This window comes from Bradyrhizobium sp. USDA 4510 (genome assembly GCF_054059095.1).
On record NZ_JBSSBT010000001.1, the window covers coordinates 8,462,844 to 8,488,786 of the forward strand.

A 25,943-nucleotide genomic window follows, 5' to 3' on the forward strand; every position below is an offset into this window, starting at 1 on the left:
CGCTTCGCTACGGCAAGCGATCATTCCACAGCCCGCAATCGCTCTACTCTGCAGAGCCAGTCACGCTCTCCGGCGACATCTACGCGAGCCACCCAGACATAAGCGCCACTATCAGACTATGATCAAACTATCTTAGCGCCTATGGGCCTTCGCCGGGACGACGTGGATGGAGTTAGGCGCGCTCCGCCTTGCAATCCCGCTGGAAGAATAGTTGTTGCTATGGCCATGACCGTTGACCTGCCCGCGCTGGAACAGACGGCCCCGCCCGGTGCACCTGGGCGGTGGTCACGCTATGCGCGCCCGGTGCTCGGGCTCGTGCTGCCGATTGCGCTGGCGCTGGGCTGGGAACTCGTCGTCTCTCTCGGCTATTCCAACGGCCGCCTGGTGCCGCCTCCGTCAAAGGTGTTCGAGACCATCGTCGAGCTCGCCAAGAGCGGAGAGCTGTCGCGCCATATCCTCGCGACGCTGTGGCGCGTGGGCGCGGGCTTTGCGCTCGGTGTCGTCGCCGGGACCATCATGGGCGCGATCTCCGGCTATTGGGATTTCGCCAAGCGGCTGCTCGATCCGACGGTGCAGGCGCTGCGCGCGATCCCCTCGCTCGCCTGGGTGCCGCTGTTCGTGCTCTGGCTCGGCATTTTCGAGACCTCGAAGGTCGCGCTGATCGCGGTCGGCGTGTTCTTTCCGATCTATCTCGGCGTGATGGGCGCAATCCTGTCGGTCGATCGCAAGATCGTCGAGGTCGGGCGCGTGTTCCGCCTGTCCGGACCCGCCATGATCCGCCGCATCCTGTTGCCCGCCGTGCTGCCGGCCTATGTGGTGGCGCTGCGGGTCGGGCTCGGTTTGGGGTGGATGTTCGTGGTCGCGGCCGAATTGATCGGCGCGTCCGAAGGCCTCGGCTATCTGCTGCTCGACGGCCAGCAGCTCGGCAAGCCGGCGCAGATCCTCGCCGCGATCGTGATCTTCGCGATTCTCGGCAAGCTCACCGACTGGCTGATCGAGGTCGCCGCCGCACCGCTGCTGCGCTGGCAGGACGCGTTCGGCGCGCGGGGAGGGCAGTGATGCTGGCTCTCAAGGACGTCGGCAAGACCTATCCGAACGGTGTCCACGCGCTGGAGCGGTTCTCGGCCGAGATTGCGCCCGGCGAGATCATCGCGATCATCGGCGGCTCGGGTTGCGGCAAGTCGACGCTGCTGCGCGCCATCGCCGGCCTCGATCGCGCCTCTTCAGGCAGCGTGACGCTCGACAATGCGGTGATATCATCGCCGCACGCCAAGATCGGGATCATCTTCCAGGAGCCACGGCTGCTGCCCTGGCTCAGCGTCGCCGACAATATCGGCTTCGGCCTCGCCGGCCTTCCGGCCGAGGCGAGGCGCGCGCGCGTCGTGGCGGCGCTCGCCCGCGTCGGCCTTGCCGACAAGGCCGCGGCCTGGCCGCGCGAATTGTCCGGCGGCCAGGCGCAGCGGGTCGCGATAGCCCGCGCGCTGGTGCCGCAGCCCGAAGTGCTGCTGCTCGACGAGCCGTTCTCGGCGCTCGATGCCTTCACGCGGCGCGATCTGCAGGATCATCTGCTCGATCTGTGGGCCGACACGCGGCCGACCCTGATCCTGGTCACCCACGACGTGGACGAGGCCGTGGTGCTCGCCGACCGCGTGCTGGTGATGCGGCCGCGGCCGGGCCGGCTGTTCGAGGAGATTACCATCAACCTGGCGCGGCCGCGCGACCGCAAATCGGAGCTGTTCGACACCTTCAAGCGCCGCGTGCTGACCGCGCTCGACCGCTCGCTCGACCGTTCGGTGCGGGACGTCACCGACAAATCCAGCGCCGGCGAGGCGATGTGGTGGTGACATCCGCTCCTTAAGGCCTTACATCGGCTAGAGCATGATCCGGAAAAGTGTGAAGCGGTTTTCCGAAAAGATCATGCTAAAACAAGAATCTAAAGCGCGATGACGATTTCAGCCTGAGTCTCATCGCGCTTTAAGAAGAATAGCCGGGAGCAGACCCATGGACTCCGCCGAACTCCGCGCAATGCAGGCTCCGATCAAGGAGCGCTACAAGACCGACCCCCAGGCCGCCGTGATCACGCTGAAGGCCAAGGGATCGATCGACAATGAGAGCATCGCCTGCAAGGTCGAGACTGGCCGTGCGCTCGCGATCGCCGGCCTCCACCCCGCTACCGGCGGCTCCGGGCTCGAGCTTTGCTCCGGCGACATGCTGCTGGAAGCGCTGGTCGCCTGCGCCGGCGTCACGCTGAAATCGGTCGCCACCGCGATCGACGTGCCGCTGAAGCCCGGCAATGTCTTCGCCGAGGGCGATCTCGATTTCCGCGGCACGCTCGGCGTCGACAAGGAGACCCCGGTCGGCTTCCGCGAGATCCGCCTCCGCTTCGAGATCGGCACCGACGCGCCGCAGGACAAGCTCGATCTCTTGCTGAAACTCACCGAGCGCTATTGCGTGGTCTATCAGACCATCAAGAACGGCCCGAAGGTTTCGGTCACGATGCAGCGGGTTTAGCGCGTCGCCCCGGCCTAGTGCGCAATTGCGCACGGGAGCCGGGGCCCATACGCCGTGTCCCATCGGTTCAAGCCGCGCTGTCCGACGGCTTTCGTTCCACACGAACAGTCGTGGTTATGGATCCCGGCCTTCGCCGGGACGACGGAACAAATGTCCCCCGAACTCCACTTCGTCCTGATCCTCGTGCTGCGCATGGCGGTTGCGGCCGCATTCGTGGTCAGCGCGTCCATCATCACGGAGCGTTCGGGACCGGTGATCGGCGCGCTGATCGCAACCCTGCCGATCTCGGCCGGGCCGTCCTACACCTTCCTCGCGCTCGACCATGACGCCGCCTTCATCGCCGAGGGGGCGCTGGCGAGCCTGCCGGTCAACGCCGCCACGATCTATATGGGCCTGACCTACGCCGTGCTGGCGCAGCGCTTCAGCATGTGGATCAGCGCGGGCAGCGCGATCGCGGTGTGGCTGGTGCTCGCCACCATCATCCGCCAGTTCGAGTGGTCGCTCGTCGCCGGGCTGATCGTCAACGCCATCACCTTTGCGATCTGCATCCCGCTGCTGAGGCCCTATCGGCATGTCGCGAAAATGCCGCTGATCGCGCGGCGCTGGTACGACATTCCGCTGCGCGCCGCGCTGGTCGCAAGCCTGGTCGGCACCGTGGTCACGGCGTCAGGCTGGGTCGGCCCGCGCGTCACCGGCGTGATGGCGCTGTTTCCGATCGTATTCTCCTCGATGATGCTGATTCTGCATCCGCGCATCGGCGGCCCCGCAACCGCCGCCGTGCTCGCCAACAGCGCCTGGGGCTTGATGGGCTTTGGCCTCGGGGTTGCGGTGCTGCACGTCGCGGTGCTGCAACTCGGCTCGCCAATCGGCCTATGCTGCGCGCTCGCCACCTGCATCGTCTGGAATCTGGTGCTGTGGCAGATCGGGCGGAGGAAAGTAAAACGTTGACGCCGTCATTCCGGGGCGATGCGAAGCATCGAACCCGGAATCTCGAGATTCCGGGTCTGGTCCTTCGGAACATCCCGGAATGACGACAGCACCTACGCTTTCGGCAGCTTTGCCCGCAGCGCATACAGCGCATCCAGCGCCTCGCGCGGCGACATCTCGTCGGGATGCAGCGCCTTCACGGCCTCGACCAGCAGATCGGCCTCGCTCGGCGGTTTGTCCTCACTGGCGGCGCGGGAGGGGACGGCGAACAGCGGCAGATCGTCGACCAAGGCACGCGCGGTCTGGCCGCGGTCCTGGGCTTCGAGTTTTGCCAGCACCGATTTGGCGCGCGTGATCACGGCCGGCGGCAGGCCGGCGAGTTTTGCGACCTGGATGCCGTAGGAGCGGTCGGCCGAGCCCGGCAGCACCTCGTGCAGGAACACGACGTCGCCCTGCCACTCCTTGACCCGCACCGTGGCGTTGAACATCCGCGGCAGTTTCGCCGAGAGCGCGGTCAGCTCGTGATAATGCGTCGCGAACAGCGTGCGGCAGCGGTTGCTCTCATGCAGATGCTCGATCGCGGCCCAGGCTATCGACAGCCCGTCGAACGTTGCCGTGCCGCGGCCGATCTCGTCGAGGATCACCAGCGACCGTTCGCTGGCCTGGTTCAGGATCACCGCGGTCTCGACCATCTCGACCATGAAGGTCGAGCGTCCGCGCGCCAGGTCGTCGGCGGCGCCGACGCGCGAGAACAGCCGGTCGACGATGCCGAGCCGCGCCCGCGACGCCGGCACGTAAGAGCCGATCTGTGCCAAGAGCGCGATCAGCGCATTCTGGCGCAGGAAGGTCGACTTGCCGGCCATGTTCGGACCGGTGATCAGCCAGAGCTGACCGGATTTCTGGCCCGGCGCCGGCGACAGGTCGCAGGCATTGGCGATAAACGGCTGGCCGTCGCGCTTCAGTGCCTGCTCGACCACCGGATGCCGTCCGCCCTCGATCGCAAAGCCGAGCGAGCCGTCGACATCGGGCCGCACGTAATTGTCGTCGATCGCAAGCTTGGCCAATGACGTCGCGACGTCGAGCATCGCAAAGGCATGCGCGGCATTGCGCAGATCATCGCTCGCCGCGAGCGCCATCGCGCTCAGGCGTTCAAAGATCTCGAGCTCGAGATTGAGCGCGCGCTCGCCGGCATTGGCGATCTTGGCCTCGGTCTCGCCGAGCTCTGCGGTGGTGAAGCGGACCTGCCCCGCCAGCGTCTGGCGATGAATGAAGGTTGCATTCAGTGGCGGCGCGAACAGCTTGTCGCCGTGCTGCGCGGTGACCTCGACGAAATAGCCGAGCACGTTGTTGTGCCGGATCTTCAGCGTCTTGATGCCGGTGTCCTCGGCATAGCGCGCCTGCATCGCGGCGACGACGAGGCGGGAGGCATCGCGCAAATTGCGGCTCTCGTCGAGCGCGGCCTCATAGCCCTCGCGGACGAAACCGCCATCGCGCTTGATCAGCGGAAGCTGCTCGTCGAGTGCGCGGGAGAATTCCTGCGCCAGATCGCGCGAGGGACGCTGTAGCGCCGCCATCACGGTCGAAACCTCGGCCGGCGGATTGGAAAGCTGCGCCAGCAGCTCCAGCGCCTGGTCGGCGGCGAGGATGCCGTCGCGCAGGCTGGCGAGGTCGCGCGGGCCGCCGCGGCCGACCGAGAGCCGCGCCAGCGCGCGCGACATGTCGGGCGCCGCGCGCAGCACGGTCCTGACGTCCTCGCGCGCCGCGGAATCCGCGACGAAGGCCGAGACGGCATCGAGCCGCCGCGCGATCACGGCGACGTCGGTGAGCGGCGCGGCAAGGCGCTGCGCCAGGAGGCGCGAGCCCGCCGCGGTGACGGTGCAGTCGATCGCATCGAGCAGCGAGCCGCGGCGCTCGCCGGCGAGCGTGCGCGTCAGTTCGAGATTGGCGCGGGTCGCCGGATCGATCGCCATCGTGGTGCCGGCGGCCTCGCGCGCCGGCGGCGACAGCGGCGGACGCTTGCCGACCTGGGTGCGGTCGATATAGGTGACGGCCGCGGCCGCGGCGGTCGCCTCCAGTCGCGACATCGCCGACAGGCCGTCCATGGTCGCGACCGCGAAATAGTCGCAGAGTCGCCGCTCGGCGGTGGCACTGTCGAACACGTCGCGGGTCAGCGGCGTCACCGACGGCAGTTCGCGCAAGGTCGGCGCCAGCTCGCTGTCGCTGTAGAGCGCATCGGTGACGATGGCCTCGTTCGGATTGATGCGCGCCAGCGTCGCCGCGAGCTCCGCGGTCGCACACTCCGTCACCATGAATTCGGAGGTCGAAATGTCGATCCAGGCAAGGCCAAGACGATCCGCACCGGCCGAGCCGCGGGCGCGCGCGATCGCGATCAAGTAATTGTTGGTGCGGGCGTCGAGCAGGGTGTCTTCGGTCAGCGTGCCCGGCGTCACCAGCCGCACCACGCCGCGGCGGACCACGCTCTTGTTGCCGCGGGCTTTGGCCTCCGCGGGATTTTCCGTCTGCTCGCACACCGCGACACGATGGCCGGCGCCGATCAGGCGATGCAGGTAATCCTCGGAGCGTTCGACCGGAACGCCGCACATCGGGATGTCCATGCCCTGATGCTTGCCGCGCTTGGTCAGCACGATGCCGAGCGTCCGGGAGGCGATCTCCGCATCCTCGAAGAACAGTTCGTAGAAGTCGCCCATCCGGTAGAACAGCAGCAGGCCGGGATGGGCGGCCTTGATTTCCAGATACTGTTCCATCATCGGCGTGACGCGCGACGGCGCCTCGGCGGCAGGAGCGGGCTCGGGCGGAACGGGGATGGGCTGCTGGACTGTCATGAGGGGGCGGAAACTACAAAATTTCGTCGCGCGGTCCTATCCGCGAGGTCGGGGTTTTCCACCCTGTCCACGGTGCCAATTATGTCAGCCCTCACGGCAATGCGTGCGGGGCGCGCAGCCGCATCAATTGACCTGCCGCGGGCACGCTCCTAAAACCGATCTCAAGTTCCAGCCGATCCAGCGCTAAGTCGCGGCATTCAGGGAGAGATTCAATGCGTGATGTGTTCATTTGCGATGCCGTCCGGACCCCGATCGGCCGTTTCGGCGGCTCGCTCGCCAAGGTGCGCGCCGACGATCTCGCCGCGGCCCCGATCAAGGCGCTGATGGCCAAGCACCCGACGCTCAATTGGAACGAGGTCGACGAGGTGTATTTCGGCTGCGCCAACCAGGCCGGCGAGGACAACCGCAACGTTGCGCGCATGGCGCTGTTGCTCGCCGGCATGCCGGAGTCGGTTCCCGGCCAGACCCTGAACCGGCTCTGCGCTTCCGGCCTCGATGCAGTCGGCGCCGCGGGCCGCGCCATCCGCGCCGGCGAGATCGATTTCGCGATCGCGGGCGGCGTCGAATCGATGACGCGCGCGCCGTTCGTGATGGGCAAGGCCGCGGAAGCCTTCTCGCGTTCGTCCGAGATCTACGACACCACAATCGGCTGGCGCTTCATCAATCCGCTGATGAAGGCGCAGTACGGCGTCGATGCGATGCCAGAGACCGGCGAGAACGTCGCTGAGGAATTCCAGGTGTCGCGCGCCGATCAGGATGCGATGGCGATCCGCTCGCAGCAGCGTGCGGGCGCGGCGATTGCGTCGGGCTATTTCGCCGAGGAGATCGTTCCGATCCAAGTGCCCGGCGGCAAGGCCGGCCCGATCACCGTCGACAAGGACGAGCATCCGCGTCCGGAGACCACGCTCGAAGGTCTCGCCAAGCTGAAGCCGATCGTGCGCAATCCGGGCACAGTGACCGCGGGCAACGCGTCCGGCGTCAATGACGGCGCCGCCGCGATGATCCTCGCTTCCGAAGCCGCGGTGAAGAAGCACGGCCTGACGCCGCGCGCAAAAATCCTCGGCCTTGCCTCGGCCGCGGTGCCGCCGCGCATCATGGGCATCGGTCCGGTGCCGGCAACGAAGAAGTTGGTCGAACGCCTCGGCATCAAGGTGTCGGACTTCGACCTGATCGAGCTCAACGAGGCCTTCGCCTCGCAGGGTATCGCCTGCCTGCGCCAGCTCGGCGTCAAGGAAGACGCCGATTTCGTCAATCCGCATGGCGGTGCGATCGCGCTCGGCCACCCGCTCGGCATGAGCGGCGCGCGGCTGGTCTTGACCGCCGTGCACGGCATGGAGAAGCGGGGCGGGAAGCTTGCCTTGGCAACTATGTGCGTCGGAGTAGGTCAGGGCGTTGCGGTCGCGATCGAAAAACTTAATTAAGCCAATGGTTTGGAGGGGCTGAAAACAGCCCTTCCCCAAATTGGTTATGCATTATAATGATCTGACGTGAGCTCACCGGGCGCGTGGGCCGCGGAGGAATTCGCCATGACCTTGTTGTACCCGCTGCAATCGCTTGCGGCCCATCCGGCGCGGCTGTCGCCGGACTATCGTTCCACCGTGAAGCGTTCGCCGCAGAAGCCGCTGATCCCGCTGCGGCACACGCTCTCGGAGCTGACCGGGCCGGTCTATGGTCATGAGACCGTGCGCGCGCACGACAACGACCTCACCATCCAGGCGAAAGGCGAGCCGCTCGGCGAGCGCATCATCGTGCACGGCTATGTGCTCGACGAGGACGGCCGCGGCGTGCCCAACACCCTGGTCGAGCTGTGGCAGGCCAATGCCTGCGGCCGCTACATTCATGTCGTCGATCAGCACCCGGCGCCGCTCGATCCCAACTTCACCGGCGCCGGCCGCACCCAGAGCGATGCCAAGGGCTATTACAAGTTCATCACCATCAAGCCCGGCGCCTATCCCTGGGGCAATCACCATAACGCCTGGCGGCCCGCGCATATCCACTTCTCGGTGTTCGGCCACTCGTTCGTCTCGCGGCTGGTGACCCAGATGTACTTCCCGGGCGATCCGCTGTTCCCGTTCGATCCGATCTTCAACTCGGTGACGGACGAGAAGGCGCGGGCGCGGATGATCTCGTCGTTCGATCTCGAGAACACCAAGCCGGAATGGGCGCTGTGCTACCGCTTCGATATCGTGCTGCGCGGGCAGAGTGCCACGCCGATGGAGACCAAGTAACGTGTCGAACCCGCGTCCTGATGGAATCACGCCTTCGCAGACCGTCGGCCCCTATTTCAAGTACGGCCTGACGCCGAACGGCGAATATGAATGGAACGACGCTTTTACCAACAACCTTCTGACGCCTGACGTCTCGGGTGAGCGCATCCGCGTCGAGGGCAAGGTCTATGACGGCGACGGCGCCGTGATCCCGGACTGCATGCTGGAGATCTGGCAGGCCGATAGCCAGGGCCGCTTCTCCGATCCGCAGGATGCGCGCGCGCTGCCCAATTCGAGCTTCAAGGGCTTTGGCCGCTGCGGCACCGACAAGAACGGTGGCTACGCCTTCGACACCATCAAGCCGGGCGTGGTGCCGGATGCCGACGGCAAGCCGCAGGCGCCGCATATCGGGCTCGCGGTGTTCGCGCGCGGCATGCTGCTGCATCTCTACACAAGGATCTATTTCGACGACGAGGCCAGCAACGCCGCTGATTCTACGCTCGCGCTGGTGCCGGCGGAGCGCCGCGCGACGCTGATAGCCAGGCGCAAGGCCGGCGCGGGCAGCGTCTACACCTTCGACGTCCATCTGCAGGGCGACAACGAGACGGTGTTCTTCGACGTCTAGCCCGGCCGCTAGCCGCCGCGCCGCAGCTCTTCGGTGGCGCGCCGGAGCACCTCGTGAAGCCATTCGTGCGAAGGCTCGTCCTCGACGCGTTCGTGCCAGAGCAGCCGAACCTCCACGGGCGTCGTGGTGTAAGGCAGTTCATAGGTCGTGATCGCATGTGCCTGCTCGAGTGCACGCGCCAGCGGCCGCGGGACGATCGCAGCCAACTCGGAATCGATCAGCAGTGCGGGCAGGGCAAGGAAGTGCGGCAGCGAGACCGCGATCCGCGGCGGCCGGTCGCTGTCGGACAGCGCCCGTTCGAGCGCGGGGCGATCGTACATCTCCGAACGCCTGGCGAGTCCACGCTCGGAGATGAAGCCGCCAATCGCGCCTTCCTGCTCGCCGCCAAAGGACACCACGACTAACGGCAAGGTCGCGAGCTTTGCCTTGTCGAGCCGGCCAAGCTTGCGCCTTTTGCCGACGATCAGCACATCATTATATTCGAACAGCAGCGCCGTGCGGAAACGGCTCGGCGGCGACGAGAACACGCCGATCGCGACGTCGATGCGGCCGAGGTCGATCTGCTCGGCAAGATCGATCCGCGTCACCGGCTTGATGGTGAGGTCGATCGCAGGAGCTTCCCGGCCCAGGATCTTCAGGAGCGGCGGCGCCAGCACCATCGTCGTGAAGTCGTTGGCGGCCAGCGTGAACGGCTTGGTGGAGGCTGCTGGAGCGAAGGTCGGCAGCTCGACCGCGGCCTCCAGCGATCGCAGCGCCTGGCGAACCTGCGGCGCCATCGTCAACGCGCGCGCGGTCGGCTGCATGCCGGTGGCCGTGCGCACGAACAGGTCGTCATCCAGCATCTCGCGCAGCCGCGCCAGAGAGTGGCTGACAGCGGACTGGCTCAGCGCGACCTTCTGGCTGGCCCGCAGCACGCTGCGCTCCTCCATGACGGCGTCGAATACCTTGAGCAGATTCAGATCCAGGGTCTTGAAGGAAACGGACACGTTGAGAGTCCCCGTCTATGGCAGATCGCTCGCCTCGGCAAAATTCCGCGATCGACGGCAGTTAAGGCCAGGCGTCTGGCGGATGCAACCGAGCGGATTCTCCACGAGCGTATAGCCGTGTCGTCACCACCTGCCATCTGAAGCCGGTTCAGGATCACTCTGCAAGACTTTCACTTCCGCAACGCGGCGTTCTGGCCAAGATTGCCGGCGCCGGGTTGGGAGGAGAAAAGCGATGAAGGCCTGGGTGATGTTGGCCCGAAGTGGCGCGCGTAAATCAATCGGACTGGCGTTGATGCTGGTGGCGACGGCGACGTCGGCGATTGCACAGAACGGGCCGGTCAGGCTCGGCGTGCTGACCGACATGTCGTCGCTGTACGCTGACAATGGCGGCCAGGGCTCGGTGGTCGCGGCGCAAATGGCGGTGGACGATTTCAAGGGCAAGGTGCTCGGCCGCCCGATCGAGATCGTTGCCGGCGATCATCAGAACAAGGCGGATATCGGCTCGGCGATTGCCCGGCGCTGGCTGGAGAACGACAACGTCGAAGCCATCCTCGACGTCCCGAATTCCGCGGTCGCACTGGCGGTGCAGGGCATCACGCGCGACAAGAAGAAGCTGTTTCTCGCCACCGGCGCGGCAACGTCCCGGCTGACCGGCGACGAGTGCTCGCCGACCGGCATCCACTGGACTTACGATACCTACGCGCTGTCGCAGGGGGCTACGAAGGCGATTTCGCGCCTCGGCGCCAAGTCCTGGTTCTTTCTTTCGGCCGACTATTCGCTCGGTGCGCAGCTCGAGGCCGACAGCCGCAAGGTGATCGACACGACCGGCGGCAAGGTGGTCGGCGCCGTGAAACACCCGATCAACACGCCCGATTTCTCGTCCTTCCTGCTGCAGGCGCAGGCCTCCAGGGCCGACGTGATCGCGCTCGCCGACGCCGGCGGCGACTTCATCAACGCCGTGAAGCAGGCCGGCGAGTTCGGGGTGACGCGCGGGCAGAAGCTTGCCGGCCTGATCGTCTTCATCGCCGACATTCACAGCCTTGGGCTGCAGAGTGCGCAAGGCCTGATGCTGAGCTCGGCGTTCTACTGGGACCTCAACGACGAGACGCGGGCATGGTCGAAGCGCTTCATCGAGAAGACGAAGAAAGTGCCCACCATGATCCACGCCGGCACCTATGGTGCTGTCATGCACTACCTCAAGGCGGTCGAAGCCGCCGGCACGCTTGATGGGCCGACGGTCGCGGCCAAGATGCGCGAATTGCCGGTCAACGATTTCATGACCCGCAACGGCAGGATCCGTCCCGACGGCCGGCTGGTCCGCGACATGTATCTGTTCCGCGTCAAGTCGCCGGCAGAGTCGAAATACCAGTTCGACTACTACCAGCTGCTGGCCACCATCCCGGGTGAAGAGGCCTTCAGACCGATGGAGGACGGCGGATGCTCGCTCGTGAAGAAGTCGTGATCGACCGGGATGTGGCGTGCGGAGCCGCACGCAATCCAATCGACGAGGTGATCGCCGGCCGGCTGTCGTGCCGCGAGTTCTCCGGCAGTCCGGTCTCCCGATCGACCATCGAGCAGATCCTGCGCGTGGCGCGGTTCGCGCCGAGCGGCGCGAACATCCAGCCCTGGCACGTCTACGTGCTCGCCGGCGCCGCCAAGACCGAGGTGTCGGCTGCGCTGCTGGATGCGTATGAGAACGAGCCGAACGAGCACGTCTCCGAATATCAATACTACGCCAGCGCTTTCCCCGAGCCGTATCTCGGCCGTCGTCAGGAGTTCGGGCGATTGTTCTATGACTCGCTCGGGATCGCGCAAAGCGACGCTGCGGCGAGGAGCCGGCAGACCGCAAAGAACTTCATGTTCTTCGGCGCGCCGGTTGGGTTGATCGTCACCATCGATCGGCGTCTCGCGATGGGAAGCTGGCTCGATCTCGGCATGTTCATCCAGAACGTGATGCTGGCGGCGGTCGGACGCGGGCTGCAATCCTGTCCGCAGGAGACCTTCGCCAGATTCCATCGGATCTTGCGTCCGCTGCTGTCGATGCCCGCCGAGCAGATGGTGGCCTGCGGGATCTCGATGGGCCACCCCAGGGAGCGGTCGCGCACGCGGCTGATGCCGCGCGCGGAACTGGAGGCATTCGCCTCCTTCAAGGGTTTCGAGGATTAGACAGGAGAGAGTCATGGGAAGCCGGGAACAGCTTATCGAACGCAGCATTCCGTTTCTGCGCGAGGTCAAGGACATGACGCCGAGCGCGGCGATGGAGCGATGGCTCAACGAGACCTATGGAGAGGACAGCGCGCTGTACCAGGATCTCGCCCGCCTCATCAAAATGGGAGTCGAGGAGGGCTGGGCGGCGAACCAGGAGGTGGAAGGTCCGAACTATCGGCGCAGCCGCATCCTCGAGCCGGTCCCCGAGACGTTCCAGTTCAGCATCACCGCGGTCTACATGAACAGCACCGATCCGCGCCGCATCAAGGACGAGGACGATCACGACGTGCTGCGCGGGCAATATCATGGTCACCCCTATGGCGAGCTCAACCTCGTCGTTCCCCTCGACAAGGGCGCGCAGTTGAAGGGGCTGCAGGGCTGGCAGGGGCCGGGCTGGACCGCGCCGGATCCCGGCAGCCGGCACTATCCGGAGGTCAGGGGTGGCGCGGTCATCGCGCTGTTCTTTCTGCCGGCCGGGCGCATCTCCTACGATTTCAAGGCGCCGGCCTGATATCCGGCGCGGGCGGCAATCCGGTCTGGAGAAAGCGCATGACGTTGATCTACCCGGTCGCTTCGAACAGCGTCCATCCCGCGCGCCTGTCGCCTGCGTACCGCAGCGCGATCAAGCGCGTACCCTCAAAGCCGCTGGTCCCGATGCGACATACGCTCTCGGAGCTGACCGGCCCGGTCTATGGTCATGAGACCGTGCGCGCGCACGACAACGACCTCACCATCCAGGCGAAAGGCGAGCCGCTCGGCGAGCGCATCATTGTGCACGGCCATGTGCTCGACGAGGACGGCCGCGGCGTGCCCAACACCCTGGTCGAGCTGTGGCAGGCCAATGCCTGCGGCCGCTACATCCATGTCGTCGACCAGCATCCGGCGCCGCTCGATCCCAACTTCACCGGCGCCGGCCGGACGCAATCCGATGCCAAGGGCTATTACAAGTTCATCACCATCAAGCCCGGCGCCTATCCCTGGGGCAATCACCACAACGCGTGGCGGCCCGCGCATATCCACTTCTCGGTGTTCGGCCACTCGTTCGTCTCGCGGCTGGTGACCCAGATGTACTTCCCGGGCGATCCGCTGTTCCCGTTCGATCCGATCTTCAACTCGGTGACGGACGAGAAGGCGCGGGCGCGGATGATCTCGTCGTTCGATCTCGAGAACACCAAGCCGGAATGGGCGCTGTGCTACCGCTTCGATATCGTGCTGCGCGGGCAGAGTGCCACGCCGATGGAGACCAAGTAACGTGTCGAACCCGCGTCCTGATGGAATCACGCCTTCGCAGACCGTCGGCCCCTATTTCAAGTACGGCCTGACGCCGAACGGCGAATACGAATGGAATGACGCCTTCACCAGCAACCTTCTGACGCCTGACGTCTCGGGCGAGCGCATCCGCGTCGAGGGCAAGGTCTATGACGGCGACGGCGCCGTGATCCCGGACTGCATGCTGGAGATCTGGCAGGCCGATAGCCAGGGCCGCTTCTCCGACCCGCAGGATGCGCGCGCGCTGCCCAATTCGAGCTTCAAGGGCTTTGGCCGCTGCGGCACCGACAAGAGTGGTGGCTACGCCTTCGACACCATCAAGCCGGGCTTGGTGCCGGATGCCGACGGCAAGCCGCAGGCGCCGCACATCGGGCTCGCGGTGTTCGCGCGCGGCATGCTGCTGCACCTCTACACAAGGATCTATTTCGACGACGAGGCCAGCAACGCCACAGATTCCACGCTGGCGCTGGTGCCGGCCGATCGCCGTGCGACCTTGATCGCCAGGCGCAAGGCCGGCGCGGGCAGCGTCTACACCTTCGACATCCATCTGCAGGGCGACAACGAGACCGTGTTCTTCGACGTCTAGCTGCGCGCCGCCAGCGGCGCGCCAATCCAACTTTGGGGGACGGCCGAAAAATCCGCTGCGCGCGTTCGCCGCAGCGGATTTGGCTTGAACATGCGGCATCGGTTATATAATAAGGTTATTATATAACCGATGAGAGATAAAGCATGGCCAACCTCGACGCCGCCTTTTCCGCGCTCGCCGACCCGACCCGCCGGGCGATCCTGGCGCGCCTCGCGCTGGGCGAGGCGACTGTGATGGAGCTAGTCGAGCCGTTTGACATGACCCAGCCCGCGATCTCCCGCCATCTCAAGGTGCTCGAGGGCGCCGGCCTGATCGTGCGGCGGATCGAGGGCACCAAGCGACCGTGCCGGCTGGCGCCATCAGCGGTTACCGAGATCGATCAATGGCTCGGCATGCTGCGCCGTGCGCTGGAAACCAATTACGACCGGCTGGACGGTGTGCTGGCCACAATGAAGCCTGAGCAGTGAAGGGTATCCCCATGAGCAAGTTGACGCTGAAGACCGAAGGCGACCGCTATGTCGTCGTGACCAGGCGCTTCGTCGCGCCGCCGGAGGCGGTGTATCGGGCGCATACCGAGCCGGAGCTGTTGCAGAAATGGCTGCTCGGTCCCGACGGCTGGACCATGCCGGTCTGCATCAGCGAGGCGAAGCCCGGCGGCAGGATCCGCTACGAATGGACCGACGGGAAGGGCGGCGGCTTTCATTTGACCGGCGAATATCTCGCGCTCGAACCGTTCAGCCGCATCGTGCATGTCGAGCGCATGCATCTGCCGGATCCGACGCCGGACAATCATGTCGAGACGCGCTTTGCGCCCGACGGCGACGGCACCTTGATGACGATGCGGATGACCTTGCCGGATGCCGAAACGCGCGCAGCGATGCTCGCGACCGGCATGGAGCACGGCATGGAAGACAGCTATGCTCGGCTCGACCGCATGAGCTGAACGCGACTGACGTGAGGGACAATGCGCGACCGTTTCCTGACGGGGCTGATTGGCTATCCGATGATTCGGCGGCGCCTGCCATGCACGAAGCGGCCGCAGCAGCGCTCGGCGTTCGCGTCCACTACCAGCTCATCGAGGTCAACGGCGCCGGCCGCGACGAGCTGCGCGCGATGCTCGACGGCATCCGGCGGCTCGGCTTTGCCGGCGTCAATGTCACCTTTCCCTACAAGGAGGCGGTGGTCGAGCTGCTCGACGACCTCGCACCCGATGCGCGTGCGATCGGCGCGGTCAACACCATCGTCGTCGATCGCACGCGGCTGGTCGGACACAACACCGACGCGACCGGCTTTGCGCGCGCAATCGCGCCGCTGCTTGCGTCAGCGCCGCGCGGCCCGATCGCGCTGATCGGTACCGGCGGCGTCGGCAAGGCGATCGCCTTCGCGCTCGCCATCCTCGGCGTTGGTGAGTTCCGCATCTTCGATGCCGATGCCGCGAAGGTCGCGCGGCTGGCCGGTCAGTTGGCCAGCCGTCATGCGGTTCGTGGTGTCGCCAGCGTCGAGGGCGCGGTCGATGGCGCGACCGGCGTCGTCAACGCAACGCCGGTCGGCATGCTGCCGAGCCGCGACAGTCCTGTGCCGGACGGCTTGTTGCATCCGTCGATGTGGGTCGCCGACGCCGTCTACACGCCGCTGTGGACGCCGCTGCTGTTGGCGGCCAAGGCCAAGGGCGCCAAAGTTCTGACCGGGCGCGATCTTGCGATCTACGCAGCAGCGGACGCGTTCGAATTGTTCACGACAATGATGCCTTCGACGGATGTCATGGCAAATGCGTTCGACGCGGTGATGGCCGCACGCTACTCTGCGCCCGCCTGAGGGGCGGAGACACAAAATGACAAAAATCAGGATCGGGCTGGCCGGCTGCGGCTTCGTGTCGGAGCTGCATATGGTTGCCTACCGGCGCGTCTATGGCGTCGACGTCGAGGTGAGGGCGGTCGCGGCGCGCGGCGATCATGTCAATGCGTTCGCCCGCAAGCACGCAATCCCGAACGCCTATCGCAGCTTCGCCGAGCTGATCGCCGACCGCGAGCTTGACGTGATCGACATTTGCACGCCGCCGAACCTTCACGCCGCGATGATCGTCGAGGCAATGCAGGCCGGCAAGCACGTGATCTGCGAGAAGCCGTTCAGCGGCTATTTTGGCCGCGACGGCGACAAGGCGCCGATCGGCAGGCATGTGCCGAAAGCGCTGATGTACCAGCGGGTGATGGAGGAGATGGAGGTGACCCGCGCCGCGATCGAGCGAAGCGGACAACTCTTCATGTATGCGGAGGACTGGATCTACGCACCGGCGGTGACCAAGACCGCGGAGATCATCCGCGCGACAGGCGACAAGATCCTGTTCATGAAGGGCGAGGAGAGCCATTCCGGCTCGCATGCGGCGCATGCCGCCGAGTGGGCGATGACCGGCGGCGGCTCGCTGATCCGGATGGGCTGTCATCCCCTGTCGGCGGTGCTCTATCTCAAGCAGGTCGAGGCCAAAGCGCGCGGCGAGACCATCACGGTCGCCAGCGTCACCTGCGACGTCGGCAATGTCACCGCCGGCCTTAAATCCGAGGAGCGCGCCTACATCAAGGCCAATCCTGTCGATGTCGAGGATTGGGGCACGCTGACCGCAACCTTCTCCGACGGCACCAAGGCAACGGTGTTCTCCGGCGACATGATCATGGGCGGCGTGCGCAATTTGATCGAGACCTATACGAGCGGCGGCTCACTGTTTGCCAACATCACCCCGAACACGCATCTGACCAGCTACCAGACGAGCGAGGAGAAGCTCGCCTCGGTCTACATCACCGAAAAGGTCGATCGCAAAACCGGCTGGCAATATGTCTGCCTCGAGGAGGAATGGACCCGCGGCTACCTGCAGGAGATCCAGGATTTCATGGAATGCGTCGCGACCGGGCGGCAGCCCCTCGCGGACCTCGCGCTGGCGTATGAGACGACCAGGGTAAATTACGCCGGCTACTGGGCGGCGGATGAGGGCAGGCGGGTGGTGTTGTAACGGCGCGGGAGGAGCAGCGTGATTGCTCTCGTCCCATAGTGCGTATGCCGGGCCGTCCATCCTTCGAGGCTCGCTCCGCTCGCACCTCAGGATGACGGAGTCGAGAGCAGCATGTGAGTCTGGTACGTCGTCGCACTCCTTTTGGTTACCCCGCGGCTGCTCTTCCCTTCTCCCCTTGTGGGAGAAGGTGGCGCGCACAGCGCGCCGGATGAGAGGTTGTCACCGCGTCATTCGCTCGAGCGGCGAGGCGACATCTCACCTCACCTCGCCCCGCTTGCGGGGAGAGGTCGGATTGCATCGCCAGATGCAATCCGGGTGAGGGGGTACAGGTCTCATCGCGATCGCATTCGCGGAGAGAAGCCCCTCACCCCAACCCTCTCCCCGCAACAGCGGGGCGAGGGAGCGCAGCCCCGATGCGGCGGCAGTCTCGCCTCGTCGCCACGCTACGCCGCGTAGACCGATCCCTTCGGCAGCGGGAATACCGGATCCTGCGTGCGGATATTGGTCGGCCACACCACGGTGATGCGCTCGCCGGCGTTCTGCATCACGACCGGCGTCGAGCGCTCGTTCTGGCCGGACAGCGGCGTGCCCGGCGGATAGAACTTCACGCCATAGCCCTGGATGGTGCCCCCTGCGGGGATGTCGACGTCGAGCGCCGCCTTGCGGATCGCCTCGGGATCGAAGCCGCCGTACTTCTCCTTGGCGACCGGCAGCACATTGTTGAGCAGGATCCAGGTCTGGTTGAAGCCCATCGAGCAGTGCGGCGGCACTTCGGTCGCATTGGTCTTCTCGCGGTAGCGCGCGACCATGGTCTTGGTGAGGTCGCCGATTCCCGACGTGAGCTTGGCGGGATCGAGCAGCTGCGCCGGCACCGGATCGATGTTGCAGAAATTGTCGATGTCGGCGCCGAAGGTCGCGCGCAGCTTGTCGAGCTGGCTGTAGCCCGCGCCGGCGCCGAACAGCATCTTGAACTTCAGCCCGCTCTCGCGTGCCTGGCGCAGGAACAGCGTGATGTCGGGATTGTAGCCGGCATGCGAGATCACGTCGGCCTTGGCGCGCTTCAGCTTGGTGACCAGCACCGAGAGATCGGGCGCGGAGGCGGAATAGCCCTCCTTCAGCGCGACCTGGAGCCCGACCTCCTTGGCGAAGGCTTCGTCCGCGGCGGCGACGCCGACGCCATAGGGTCCGTCCTCATGGATCAGCGCCACCTTAACGTCCTTCGGCTCCATGCCGAGCTTGGCCTTGGCGTGCTCGTTGATGAAGCTCGCGAACGCCTGGCCGTACTGGTCGGAATGGATCTGCGCGCGGAATACGTATTGCAGGTTCTTGTCCTTGAACACGGCGGTCGAGACTGCGGTCGTGATCCACAGGATCCGCTTCTGCTGCTCGACCTTGGCGGCGAGCGGCACCGCGTGGGAGCTTGCGAACACGCCGTTGAGGATGTCGACCTTCTCCTGGTCGATCAGGCGATTGGCCTCGTTGATCGCGACATCAGGCTTGCTCTGGGAATCGACGTTGACCGGCGCGATCTTGTACTTGCCACCGATGCCGCCCTTCGCGTTGACGAGGTCGATCGCGATCTGGGTGCCGATCGAGGAGGCGACCGAGCCGCCGGCGGCGAACGGGCCGGTCAGGTCGTAGATCACACCGATCCGGACCGTTTCGGCCTGCGCCTGCGCCCGTGTCCAATCCAAGCTGAAAGCAGCGGCGGCAGCCGCTGAAGTCTTCAGCAGCGTCCTGCGTGAAGTCGGCATCGCGTCCTCCCCTGAAATCGTCAGTTGCATGACGGGTCTGCTTGTTTTCGCGGAGTATTGGGAGGCAAGGTCGGAAAGTCAACGCGGCTTGCGGCTGCGGCGTCTTGCGCTTTCGGAGGGGGCGTCCTCACTCTTTCACCGTCACCCTGAGGAGCGCGTAGCGCGTCTCGAAGGGTCGACGGCCACCAACGGGGCCGTGCATCCTTCGAGGCTCGCAAGTGCTCGCGCCTCAGGATGACGGTGTGACCAATCGCCCCGACACTCGGAGAACGTAGGGCGAAAACCTACTCCATCACCGCGGCATGATCCGATGGCGCCGACTGCGCGCGCAGCGTGGCCTTGGTCGAGCCGATCATCAGCGCGAGCGGGATCGAGACCAGGATGAACAGCATCACCAGCTGGTAGTCGTGCGAGAACGCGATGATCTGCGACTGCGCCGCCACCATCTTGTCGGCCATCGCGCGGCCGGCATCGGTGTTGAGGTTGATCATGCCCGATACGTCGGGCATCTGCAGCGCGTGGTTGAACGGATTGATCTGCTCCGACAGCTTTGCGTAGATCCGCCGTCCGCCTTCCGTCAGCTGCGCGATCACGATCGAGATGCCGATCGAGCTTGCGACGTTGCGCAACAGCGTCAGCATCGAGGTGCCGTCGGTGCGCAGATGGTTGGGCAGCGACATGAACGCCACCGTCGACAGCGGCACGAACACGAGGCCGAAGCCGAAGCCCTGGATCACGCTGACGACGATGATCTCGTTGGCCTGCGTCATGTCGGTCCAGCCGGTCATCTGGAACAGCGAGGCCGCGGTCAGCGCCAGGCCGGAGATGATCAGCGTGCGCGCCTCGATGTAGCGCATCATGCGGCCGACCAGCATCATCGCGACGAAGGTGCCGGCGCCGCGGGTCGCCAACAACAGGCCCGCGGTTATGATCGGGTAGCCGACCACGTTCTGCAGATAGGGCGAGGACAGCGCCATGGTCGAATACAGCACGAGGCCCATGACAGTCATGAACACGCAGCCGCCGAGGAAGTTCTTGTCCTTGAACAGCGCGAACTGGATGAAGGGCCGGCTGGTCGTCAGCGAATGGGCGAAGAAATAGTAGAAGCCGATCGCGGAGACGACGAATTCGATCATGATCTCGTTGGATTCCAGCCAGCCGAGCTGCTCGCCGCGGTCGAGCGCGAGCTGCAGCGAACCGATCGCGACCGCGAGCGCGCCGAACCCGAACCAGTCGAAGCGCAGATTGAGGTCTTGCTTGGTCTCGTCCATGAAGACGGCAAGGCCGAGCACGGTGATGGCGCCGAATGGCAGGTTGACGAAGAACACCCAGTGCCAGGAATAGGTCTCGGTCAGCCAGGCGCCGAGCGAGGGCCCCATGATCGGGCCCATCATCACGCCCATGCCCCAGATCGACATCGCTTTCGCGCGCTCATGCAGCGCGTAAGAGTCGAGCATCACGGCCTGCGACAGCGGCACCAGCGCCGCGCCGAACACGCCCTGCAGCAGGCGGAACAGCACCATCTGGTTGATGTCCTGCGCCAGGCCGCAGAACACCGAGGCGACGGTGAAGCCGGCCGAGCAGATGATGAAGATGCGCTTGCGGCCATAGCGGTTGGCGATCCAGCCCACCGGCGCGGTCATGATCGCGGCCGCGACGATGTAGGAGGTCAGCACCCAGTTGATCTGGTCCTGCGAGGCCGACAGCGAGCCCTGCATATAGGGCAGCGCGACGTTGGCGATCGTGGTGTCGAGCGCCTGCATGATCGTCGCGGTCATCGCGCAGATCGTCACCATGTTCCGGCGCATGCCGGGTACGGCGGATGGTGACGGTGCATTCATTCAGGTCGGTCCTGTTCGAGCGTTGGAAACCCGCTCCCCCGCAAGCGGGAGAGGGGGCGCACTGTCTCTGCGGTCGATGATCGACCGCTTCTTCTCTCTACTCGTGGTCCGGGTGCGCCGAGGCCGGCGCCAGCCCGAGCAGGCCGGCCAGCGTGCGGCGGTGGTTGGTGTCGATCGTCGCGTAGACGCTCATGCCGGCTTTCAGCTTCTTCACGAACGGATCGTTCTCGTCGAGATAGATCCGCACCGGCACGCGCTGCACCACCTTGACGAAGTTGCCGGTCGCGTTCTGCGGCGGCAGGATCGCGAACTGTGCGCCGGTGCCGGGCGACAGCGAGCCGACCTTGCCCTTGAACCGATGGTTGGGGAACGCGTCGACGTCGAGCTCAACCGGCTGGCCGACCGCGACATAGGTGAAGTCGCTTTCCTTCGGATTGGCGTCGACCCAGGGATGGTCGACGTCGATGATCGAGAACACCGGCGAGCCGGCGGCGACGAAGCGGCCGAGCTGGATCTGGTCGACCTGGGTCGCGACGCCGTCCATCGGCGCGCGCAGCACGGTGTGGTCGAGATTGCGCTGGGCGTCGTCGAGCTTGGCCTTGGCCTGGGCGTAGGGCGGGAACTGTTCGATCGGCAGGTCGATATCGCCGAGCAGCTGCGTCTTGTCCTTGGAGATCTGCTGCCTGATGTATTGCGCCAGGCTCTCGGCCGTCACTTGCGCATTCGCCGCGTTGTCGAGGTCGAGCTGCGAGCCGAAATTCTGCTTGGCCAGCGTCGACTTGCGTTCGACGTCGCGCTTCTTCAATTCGATGCTCTGCTGGGCGAATTCCAGCATCCTGCCGTTGATCTTGATGTTGTCGACCAGGTTGTCATAGGTGGTCCTGGTCTGGTCGAGCGCAGCCTTGGCCTGCGCCACCGCGAGGCGGAACGGCACGGGGTCGATCTCGAACAGTTCGTCGCCCTTCCTGACGTGCTGGCCTTCCTTCACGACGATCTTGTCGATCTTGCCGGAGATTTCCGGCGTGATCAGCACCTTCTGCGCGCCGACATAGGCGTCGTCGGTGCCGACATAGCGGCCGCCATTGAGATAGAACACGATGCCGCCGATCGCAGCGAGCGTCGGCAGCACGACCAGCAGCAGCGTGCGGCGATAGCGCCGCAGACCGGCCATCAGGCGACGGCGCGGCGCGCGGCTGGCCTTGCCCGACGGCGCAGGCTCGCCCGGATTGCTCTTCTGCTCGGGGGCCAGTTTGAGGACGGGTTCAGCCATAGCGCTGTTCACTTTCGGGAGGGCTCGCCGGCTGGGGTCTGGACGGCATTGCGAACGTTTTCCTTGATCGATTCCAATTGGGTGAGCAGGCGATACGCGTCAGCGGGGCTGATGCCCTCGAGCGCGGTCGCGGTGAGTTCGGAGCGGAGGCCGGCGAGCTTGCCGAGCAGCGGGCGCGCGGCCTTCTTCAGATAGAGGCGGTTGACGCGGCGATCGTTCTCGTCGCTGCGGCGCTCGATCCAGCCATTGTCGCAGAGCTTGTCGATCAGCCGCGTCAGCGTGATCGGCTGCACCTCGAGCAGCTCGGCGAGCTCGGTCTGTTTCAACCCTTCCTGGCGTTCCACCTTGGACAGCACGGCCCATTGCGCGCGGGTGATGCCGTAGCGTGCGGCCTCCTTGTCGGCATAGACCCGGATCAACCGGAACACTTCGCCCAGCGTAAACAAGAAGTCGGTGTCCACCGAACCGCGCATCGATCCTGCCTCCATAAGCTTGGGATATAATAAGCTTGCTTATGATTTCTGCATGCCGGGTTAATGCGAGGCTGCCCCGCATTGCGGGCATGGCTGCAACGCGGCGACGGACCGGGGTTTGGAGCCGGGCTTTGGGAACGGCCGCGCAAATGCTACATATCGAGGCAATGAGCCTGGCAAAGCCGACATTTCCTGCCCCCGACCACGATCACGGCCGCTGCGCCGCGGACGCGATGGCGCATGCCGAGCAGGTTTGTGCGCGCCGCGGCCAGAAATTCACCCCGATCCGCCGTCAGGTGCTGCAGGCGCTGCTGTCGAGCCATCGCCCGCTCGGCGCCTATGAGGTGATCGACGAGCTGGCCAAGACGATGCCGCGGCCGGCACCGATTACCGTCTACCGCGCGCTCGACTTCCTGATGGAGAACGGCCTCGTCCACCGCATCGAGAGCCGCAACGCCTTCCTCGCCTGCGCGCATGACCATGACGAGACCTCGATGGTGGCGTTTTTGATCTGCGACCATTGCGGCTCGGTCGGCGAGATCCCGGCCGCCCCCGTCGCGCAAAGCCTGACCGCGGCGGCGCGGGCCTCGGGGTTCATCCCGAAACTCTCCGTCGTCGAGATCGCCGGCACCTGCGCGCATTGCCAGAAGACGTAGATGGCGCGATGGTTTCAGCTAACTCGCACTGCTTTCGAGCTACCTCGCCCCGCTTGCGGGGAGAGGTCGAAATTCGCGGTAGCGAATTTCGGGTGAGGGGGACTCTCCGCACGCTCGCCTCTATCGAATTTGCGGCGACGGCCCCTCACCCCAACCCTCTCCCCGCAAGAGCGGGGCGAGGGAGCCCAACCGGCAATTAACAACACGGCACCAAGCCGGCCCGCGAGGAAACATGTCGACCCAAGCGATCTCCGCCAGCGTCACAAGGCCCGTCAGCGTCGGACACGGGCTGCCGCCCGGCGCCATCGCCGTGATGCTGATGCTGTGCGTGAGCTGGGGCTTCAACCAGCTCGCGGTCAAGCTTGCGCTGCCCGACGTGCCGCCGATGCTGCAGGCGATGATCCGCTCCGCCGGCGCGCTGCCGGTGATGCTGATCGTCGGCCACCTGCGCGGCGTCAAATTCTTCGAGCGCGACGGCACCCTCGTCCCCGGCATCATCGCCGGGCTGATGTTCGGCTGCGAGTTCGTGCTGATCTTCACCGGCCTCGTCTTCACCTCGGCCTCGCGCGCCTCGGTGTTCCTCTACACCGCGCCGTTCTTCGTTGCGCTCGGCTCGCACCAGTTCCTCGGCGAGCGTCTCTCGACCGTGCAGTGGAGCGGGCTTGCGCTGAGCTTTGCCGGCGTCGCGCTCGCGATCGGCGTGCCGCAGCCGAACGTCGATGCCAAGGTGCTGCTCGGCGACCTCATGGTGGTCGGCGGCGGCGCGCTGTGGGCGGCGACCACGCTGGTCGCCAAGGGCACAGGCTTGCGCAAGGCGGCGCCGGAAAAGGCGCTCGGCTACCAGGTCGCGATCTCGATTCCGATCCTTGGCCTCGCCGCCTGGATCGCGGGCGAGCGCATCGAGCATGTGCCGAGCGCGCTGTCGATCTCGCTGCTCGCCTATCAGGCGGTCTGGGTGGTGGGCTGCACGTTCGTCATCTGGTTTGCGATGGTGAAAACCTACTCCGCGAGCAAGCTGTCGGCCTTCACCTTCGTCACGCCGCTGTTCGGCGTCGTCGCGGCCTATTTCATCATGCACGACACGTTGACGGCGGTGTTCGGCGTCGCCGCGCTGCTGGTGATCGCCGGGCTCTATCTCGTCAACAAGCCCGACCCGAAGGTGACGCCGGATCCCAACGTGCCGGCGTGAGGTTATCCTGGGTGCCGTGCGCTCAACTCTCTCCCCGTCATGCTGAGGAGCGCGGAACGCGCGTCTCGAAGCACGACGGCCCAGCCGGCACCCGGGCCGTTCATCCTTTGAGGCTCGCAAGAGCTCGCGCCTCAGGATGACGAGCAAAGAGGAGCGGAATGCCGCAGACAACCGGAGCGCAATCCCGTTACATCATCCGCTCATGCATCTCGAAATCGACGTAGACCGGCGGAAGATGCAGCCCGCGGCCGGCAAGCATTTTTGTGCTCCCGGCTCCGAGATCGGTGACCTCGAGTGAGATGCCGAGCCCGTCCCGGTAGAGGATCGGCTGATAGCCCTTGATGATTCTCTGGCCGAACGCGGGATAGGGCGGCGCGCCATCGGAGAACGCGTGGCGGAATGCCTGGTAGAGCGTCGACGATCGCAGGGTCTCCATCGCGGCGCGCCCATCCCCTTCGGCAAGGCAGATGCGGATTCGGAAATAGGTGTTGTAGCTTTGACGCAGCTTCTCGATCGCAATGAATCCGGCTGCGCCCGCTCCGTCGAGCGCGTAATAGGCCGTCGTCCGATCCTGTTCCGGCGTCGCCGTCTCGGCCGCCTGCAACTGCTCTTTCTCCTTGCGCAGCAGGCCGGCAATGTCGGTCTGTCCCGCGTCCTTGCGCAGTTCAACTGCGCAATTGCGCACGATGCTGGTGCTTGCGCGATGGTTCAGGTCGATCTCCGCGCCGCCGTCCGGTAGGGCGTGCCAGCCGGCGGCCTCAAGTCGCGCCCCTGATCCGGAAAACAGCGCGTTGAATGGCGGTGAGGTGATGCCGTGTCCGTAACGCGCGCAGAGATCGACGACCATCCCGCACGCGGCGGTGACGCCGGGGTCGGTCTTGTCGGCGCCGGCCGACGCCCCGCCATCCGCCGGGATCGCGAATACGGCCATGACGGCTTTGGAAAAACCGGAGACCTTGCGTTCCGCCTCTTGCCTGGCGAGCACGGCCGGATTTGCTTCCGATGAATCGACGCCGGACCTCGCCCGTGCCGTCGAAGCGGTCTGCAGGCTTCGGCGGCCGAGTGCGGCGAGGAAGCAGAAGGCAGAGAAAGCAAAGGCGCAGATCGCCGGGATCGCGGCGATCAATCCATACGGCACGTGCACGCCAAACCATGCCTCGATGCGATCCTGGACAGCGGAAAAGAAGTAGAAGATGACAAACGGCGCAACGGCGAAGAACACCGCAAGGCCGGTGGTCAGGCCACTGTCGTGGAAGCGCCGGGCCGTCACGGCAAACAGCGGCAGCGCTATTGCGACGGCGGCGTAGACCGTCTTGTCGAGCTGATGGGCTGCGAGCAGGAGCAGCAGACAAAAGCCGAAGAACCACCAGAACTCGGCACGCGAAGCCCGTCCGGTGAAATCAGCGAACTTCCTGAAACAGGTGGCGATCGACGCGGTGGGATGCACGACCATCTCCGGCAGACGGCGGCACTCTAGCGGCGAAGATTTACGTTTCCCTATTGCTGAGCGGACAATTGTGGCCTTCAGGCGCAATTGCGGACGGTATCGATTTACGTCAACATCGCCTCCACGAAGGCTCCCATGCGAGGGATGCCG

The 25,943-nt window shown here is 65.4% G+C and carries 23 protein-coding genes and 2 pseudogenes; 18 read left to right on the top strand and 7 right to left on the bottom strand.

Going from position 1 to position 25,943, the window contains the following annotated elements; genetic code table 11:
* The first annotated feature begins 225 nt into the window (after positions 1-225).
* The 4 genes from ACVMDN_RS39255 to ACVMDN_RS39270 all read left to right on the top strand — a co-directional run bounded on the left by ACVMDN_RS39255 (position 226) and on the right by ACVMDN_RS39270 (position 3,459).
* Positions 226-1,059, top strand: coding sequence for an ABC transporter permease (locus ACVMDN_RS39255; protein WP_076824755.1), 834 nt, complete (start codon positions 226-228; stop codon positions 1,057-1,059).
* On the top strand, positions 1,059-1,844 hold the full coding sequence (locus tag ACVMDN_RS39260; RefSeq protein ID WP_141343250.1) for an ABC transporter ATP-binding protein: 786 nt from the start codon (positions 1,059-1,061) through the stop codon (positions 1,842-1,844). Before ACVMDN_RS39255 ends, ACVMDN_RS39260 begins: the two co-directional genes overlap by 1 nt.
* A 157-nt stretch (positions 1,845-2,001) precedes the next feature.
* The gene (locus tag ACVMDN_RS39265; RefSeq protein ID WP_076824652.1) at positions 2,002-2,511 is read left to right on the top strand and encodes an OsmC family protein; all 510 of its coding nucleotides are present in this window, start codon (positions 2,002-2,004) and stop codon (positions 2,509-2,511) included.
* Positions 2,512-2,661: 150 nt separating this feature from the next.
* Complete coding sequence (locus tag ACVMDN_RS39270) at positions 2,662-3,459, top strand: hypothetical protein (RefSeq protein WP_076824654.1); 798 nt, start codon at positions 2,662-2,664, stop codon at positions 3,457-3,459.
* Between the two features lie 92 nt (positions 3,460-3,551).
* Here ACVMDN_RS39270 and mutS read toward each other — a convergent pair whose 3' ends face one another.
* Positions 3,552-6,281: a DNA mismatch repair protein MutS gene (mutS, locus tag ACVMDN_RS39275; RefSeq protein WP_076824656.1), complete on the bottom strand. Its 2,730-nt coding sequence runs from the start codon at positions 6,279-6,281 to the stop codon at positions 3,552-3,554.
* Positions 6,282-6,493: 212 nt separating this feature from the next.
* Here mutS and pcaF point away from each other — a divergent pair, with 212 nt between their 5' ends.
* The 3 genes from pcaF to pcaG (ACVMDN_RS39290) all read left to right on the top strand — a co-directional run bounded on the left by pcaF (position 6,494) and on the right by pcaG (ACVMDN_RS39290) (position 9,113).
* On the top strand, positions 6,494-7,702 hold the full coding sequence (gene pcaF / locus ACVMDN_RS39280; protein WP_028337987.1) for a 3-oxoadipyl-CoA thiolase: 1,209 nt from the start codon (positions 6,494-6,496) through the stop codon (positions 7,700-7,702).
* 105 nt (positions 7,703-7,807) lie between these two features.
* Positions 7,808-8,509: a protocatechuate 3,4-dioxygenase subunit beta gene (gene pcaH, locus ACVMDN_RS39285; RefSeq protein ID WP_076824658.1), complete on the top strand. Its 702-nt coding sequence runs from the start codon at positions 7,808-7,810 to the stop codon at positions 8,507-8,509.
* A gap of 1 nt (position 8,510) precedes the next feature.
* The gene (pcaG, locus tag ACVMDN_RS39290) at positions 8,511-9,113 is read left to right on the top strand and encodes a protocatechuate 3,4-dioxygenase subunit alpha (RefSeq protein ID WP_141340581.1); all 603 of its coding nucleotides are present in this window, start codon (positions 8,511-8,513) and stop codon (positions 9,111-9,113) included.
* 8 nt (positions 9,114-9,121) lie between these two features.
* Here pcaG (ACVMDN_RS39290) and ACVMDN_RS39295 read toward each other — a convergent pair whose 3' ends face one another.
* A complete protein-coding gene (locus ACVMDN_RS39295) occupies positions 9,122-10,099 on the bottom strand; it encodes a LysR family transcriptional regulator (RefSeq protein WP_076824662.1) in 978 nt (325 codons plus the stop codon).
* Between the two features lie 232 nt (positions 10,100-10,331).
* Here ACVMDN_RS39295 and ACVMDN_RS39300 point away from each other — a divergent pair, with 232 nt between their 5' ends.
* The 9 genes and pseudogenes from ACVMDN_RS39300 to ACVMDN_RS39340 all read left to right on the top strand — a co-directional run bounded on the left by ACVMDN_RS39300 (position 10,332) and on the right by ACVMDN_RS39340 (position 17,163).
* Entirely contained in the window at positions 10,332-11,561 is a 1,230-nt protein-coding gene (locus ACVMDN_RS39300) for an ABC transporter substrate-binding protein (RefSeq protein ID WP_083714869.1), read from the top strand.
* A complete protein-coding gene (locus ACVMDN_RS39305) occupies positions 11,537-12,265 on the top strand; it encodes a nitroreductase (protein ID WP_082653659.1) in 729 nt (242 codons plus the stop codon). Before ACVMDN_RS39300 ends, ACVMDN_RS39305 begins: the two co-directional genes overlap by 25 nt.
* 13 nt (positions 12,266-12,278) lie before the next feature.
* Positions 12,279-12,818 carry a 4-hydroxylaminobenzoate lyase gene (locus ACVMDN_RS39310; RefSeq protein WP_076824664.1) on the top strand — a complete coding sequence of 180 codons (540 nt, stop codon included), beginning with the start codon at positions 12,279-12,281 and terminating at the stop codon, positions 12,816-12,818.
* Between the two features lie 38 nt (positions 12,819-12,856).
* A complete protein-coding gene (pcaH, locus tag ACVMDN_RS39315; RefSeq protein WP_076824666.1) occupies positions 12,857-13,558 on the top strand; it encodes a protocatechuate 3,4-dioxygenase subunit beta in 702 nt (233 codons plus the stop codon).
* A 1-nt stretch (position 13,559) separates the two neighbouring features.
* Positions 13,560-14,162 (top strand): protocatechuate 3,4-dioxygenase subunit alpha, encoded by a 603-nt coding sequence (gene pcaG / locus ACVMDN_RS39320; protein ID WP_076824667.1) that lies wholly within the window; start codon positions 13,560-13,562, stop codon positions 14,160-14,162.
* A gap of 143 nt (positions 14,163-14,305) precedes the next feature.
* Positions 14,306-14,629: an ArsR/SmtB family transcription factor gene (locus tag ACVMDN_RS39325; RefSeq protein ID WP_057015449.1), complete on the top strand. Its 324-nt coding sequence runs from the start codon at positions 14,306-14,308 to the stop codon at positions 14,627-14,629.
* Between the two features lie 11 nt (positions 14,630-14,640).
* Complete coding sequence (locus tag ACVMDN_RS39330; RefSeq protein WP_028344907.1) at positions 14,641-15,105, top strand: SRPBCC domain-containing protein; 465 nt, start codon at positions 14,641-14,643, stop codon at positions 15,103-15,105.
* A 21-nt stretch (positions 15,106-15,126) separates the two neighbouring features.
* Positions 15,127-15,977, top strand: a pseudogene (locus tag ACVMDN_RS39335) (shikimate dehydrogenase).
* Between the two features lie 16 nt (positions 15,978-15,993).
* A complete protein-coding gene (locus ACVMDN_RS39340) occupies positions 15,994-17,163 on the top strand; it encodes a Gfo/Idh/MocA family protein (protein ID WP_057015446.1) in 1,170 nt (389 codons plus the stop codon).
* A 443-nt stretch (positions 17,164-17,606) separates the two neighbouring features.
* On the opposite strand, the gene ACVMDN_RS39345 is transcribed toward ACVMDN_RS39340, so the two are convergent.
* From ACVMDN_RS39345 to ACVMDN_RS39360, 4 genes and pseudogenes are all read right to left on the bottom strand, one after another.
* Positions 17,607-18,917 carry an ABC transporter substrate-binding protein gene (locus tag ACVMDN_RS39345; protein WP_076824669.1) on the bottom strand — a complete coding sequence of 437 codons (1,311 nt, stop codon included), beginning with the start codon at positions 18,915-18,917 and terminating at the stop codon, positions 17,607-17,609.
* A gap of 284 nt (positions 18,918-19,201) precedes the next feature.
* A complete protein-coding gene (locus ACVMDN_RS39350) occupies positions 19,202-20,758 on the bottom strand; it encodes an MDR family MFS transporter (RefSeq protein ID WP_141340582.1) in 1,557 nt (518 codons plus the stop codon).
* Between the two features lie 97 nt (positions 20,759-20,855).
* Positions 20,856-22,028 carry an HlyD family secretion protein gene (locus ACVMDN_RS39355; protein ID WP_076824671.1) on the bottom strand — a complete coding sequence of 391 codons (1,173 nt, stop codon included), beginning with the start codon at positions 22,026-22,028 and terminating at the stop codon, positions 20,856-20,858.
* Positions 22,021-22,516: pseudogene (locus ACVMDN_RS39360) on the bottom strand (MarR family winged helix-turn-helix transcriptional regulator). The gene ACVMDN_RS39355 and the pseudogene ACVMDN_RS39360 overlap by 8 nt, the downstream one beginning before the upstream one ends.
* A gap of 152 nt (positions 22,517-22,668) precedes the next feature.
* On the opposite strand from ACVMDN_RS39360, the gene ACVMDN_RS39365 reads away from it, so the two are divergent.
* Both ACVMDN_RS39365 and ACVMDN_RS39370 read left to right on the top strand, forming a co-directional pair.
* A complete protein-coding gene (locus tag ACVMDN_RS39365) occupies positions 22,669-23,157 on the top strand; it encodes a Fur family transcriptional regulator (RefSeq protein ID WP_026191999.1) in 489 nt (162 codons plus the stop codon).
* A gap of 232 nt (positions 23,158-23,389) precedes the next feature.
* The gene (locus tag ACVMDN_RS39370; RefSeq protein ID WP_028343556.1) at positions 23,390-24,346 is read left to right on the top strand and encodes a DMT family transporter; all 957 of its coding nucleotides are present in this window, start codon (positions 23,390-23,392) and stop codon (positions 24,344-24,346) included.
* Between the two features lie 187 nt (positions 24,347-24,533).
* Here ACVMDN_RS39370 and ACVMDN_RS39375 read toward each other — a convergent pair whose 3' ends face one another.
* A complete protein-coding gene (locus ACVMDN_RS39375; protein ID WP_158074159.1) occupies positions 24,534-25,793 on the bottom strand; it encodes a DUF805 domain-containing protein in 1,260 nt (419 codons plus the stop codon).
* Between the last annotated feature and the right edge of the window lie 150 nt (positions 25,794-25,943).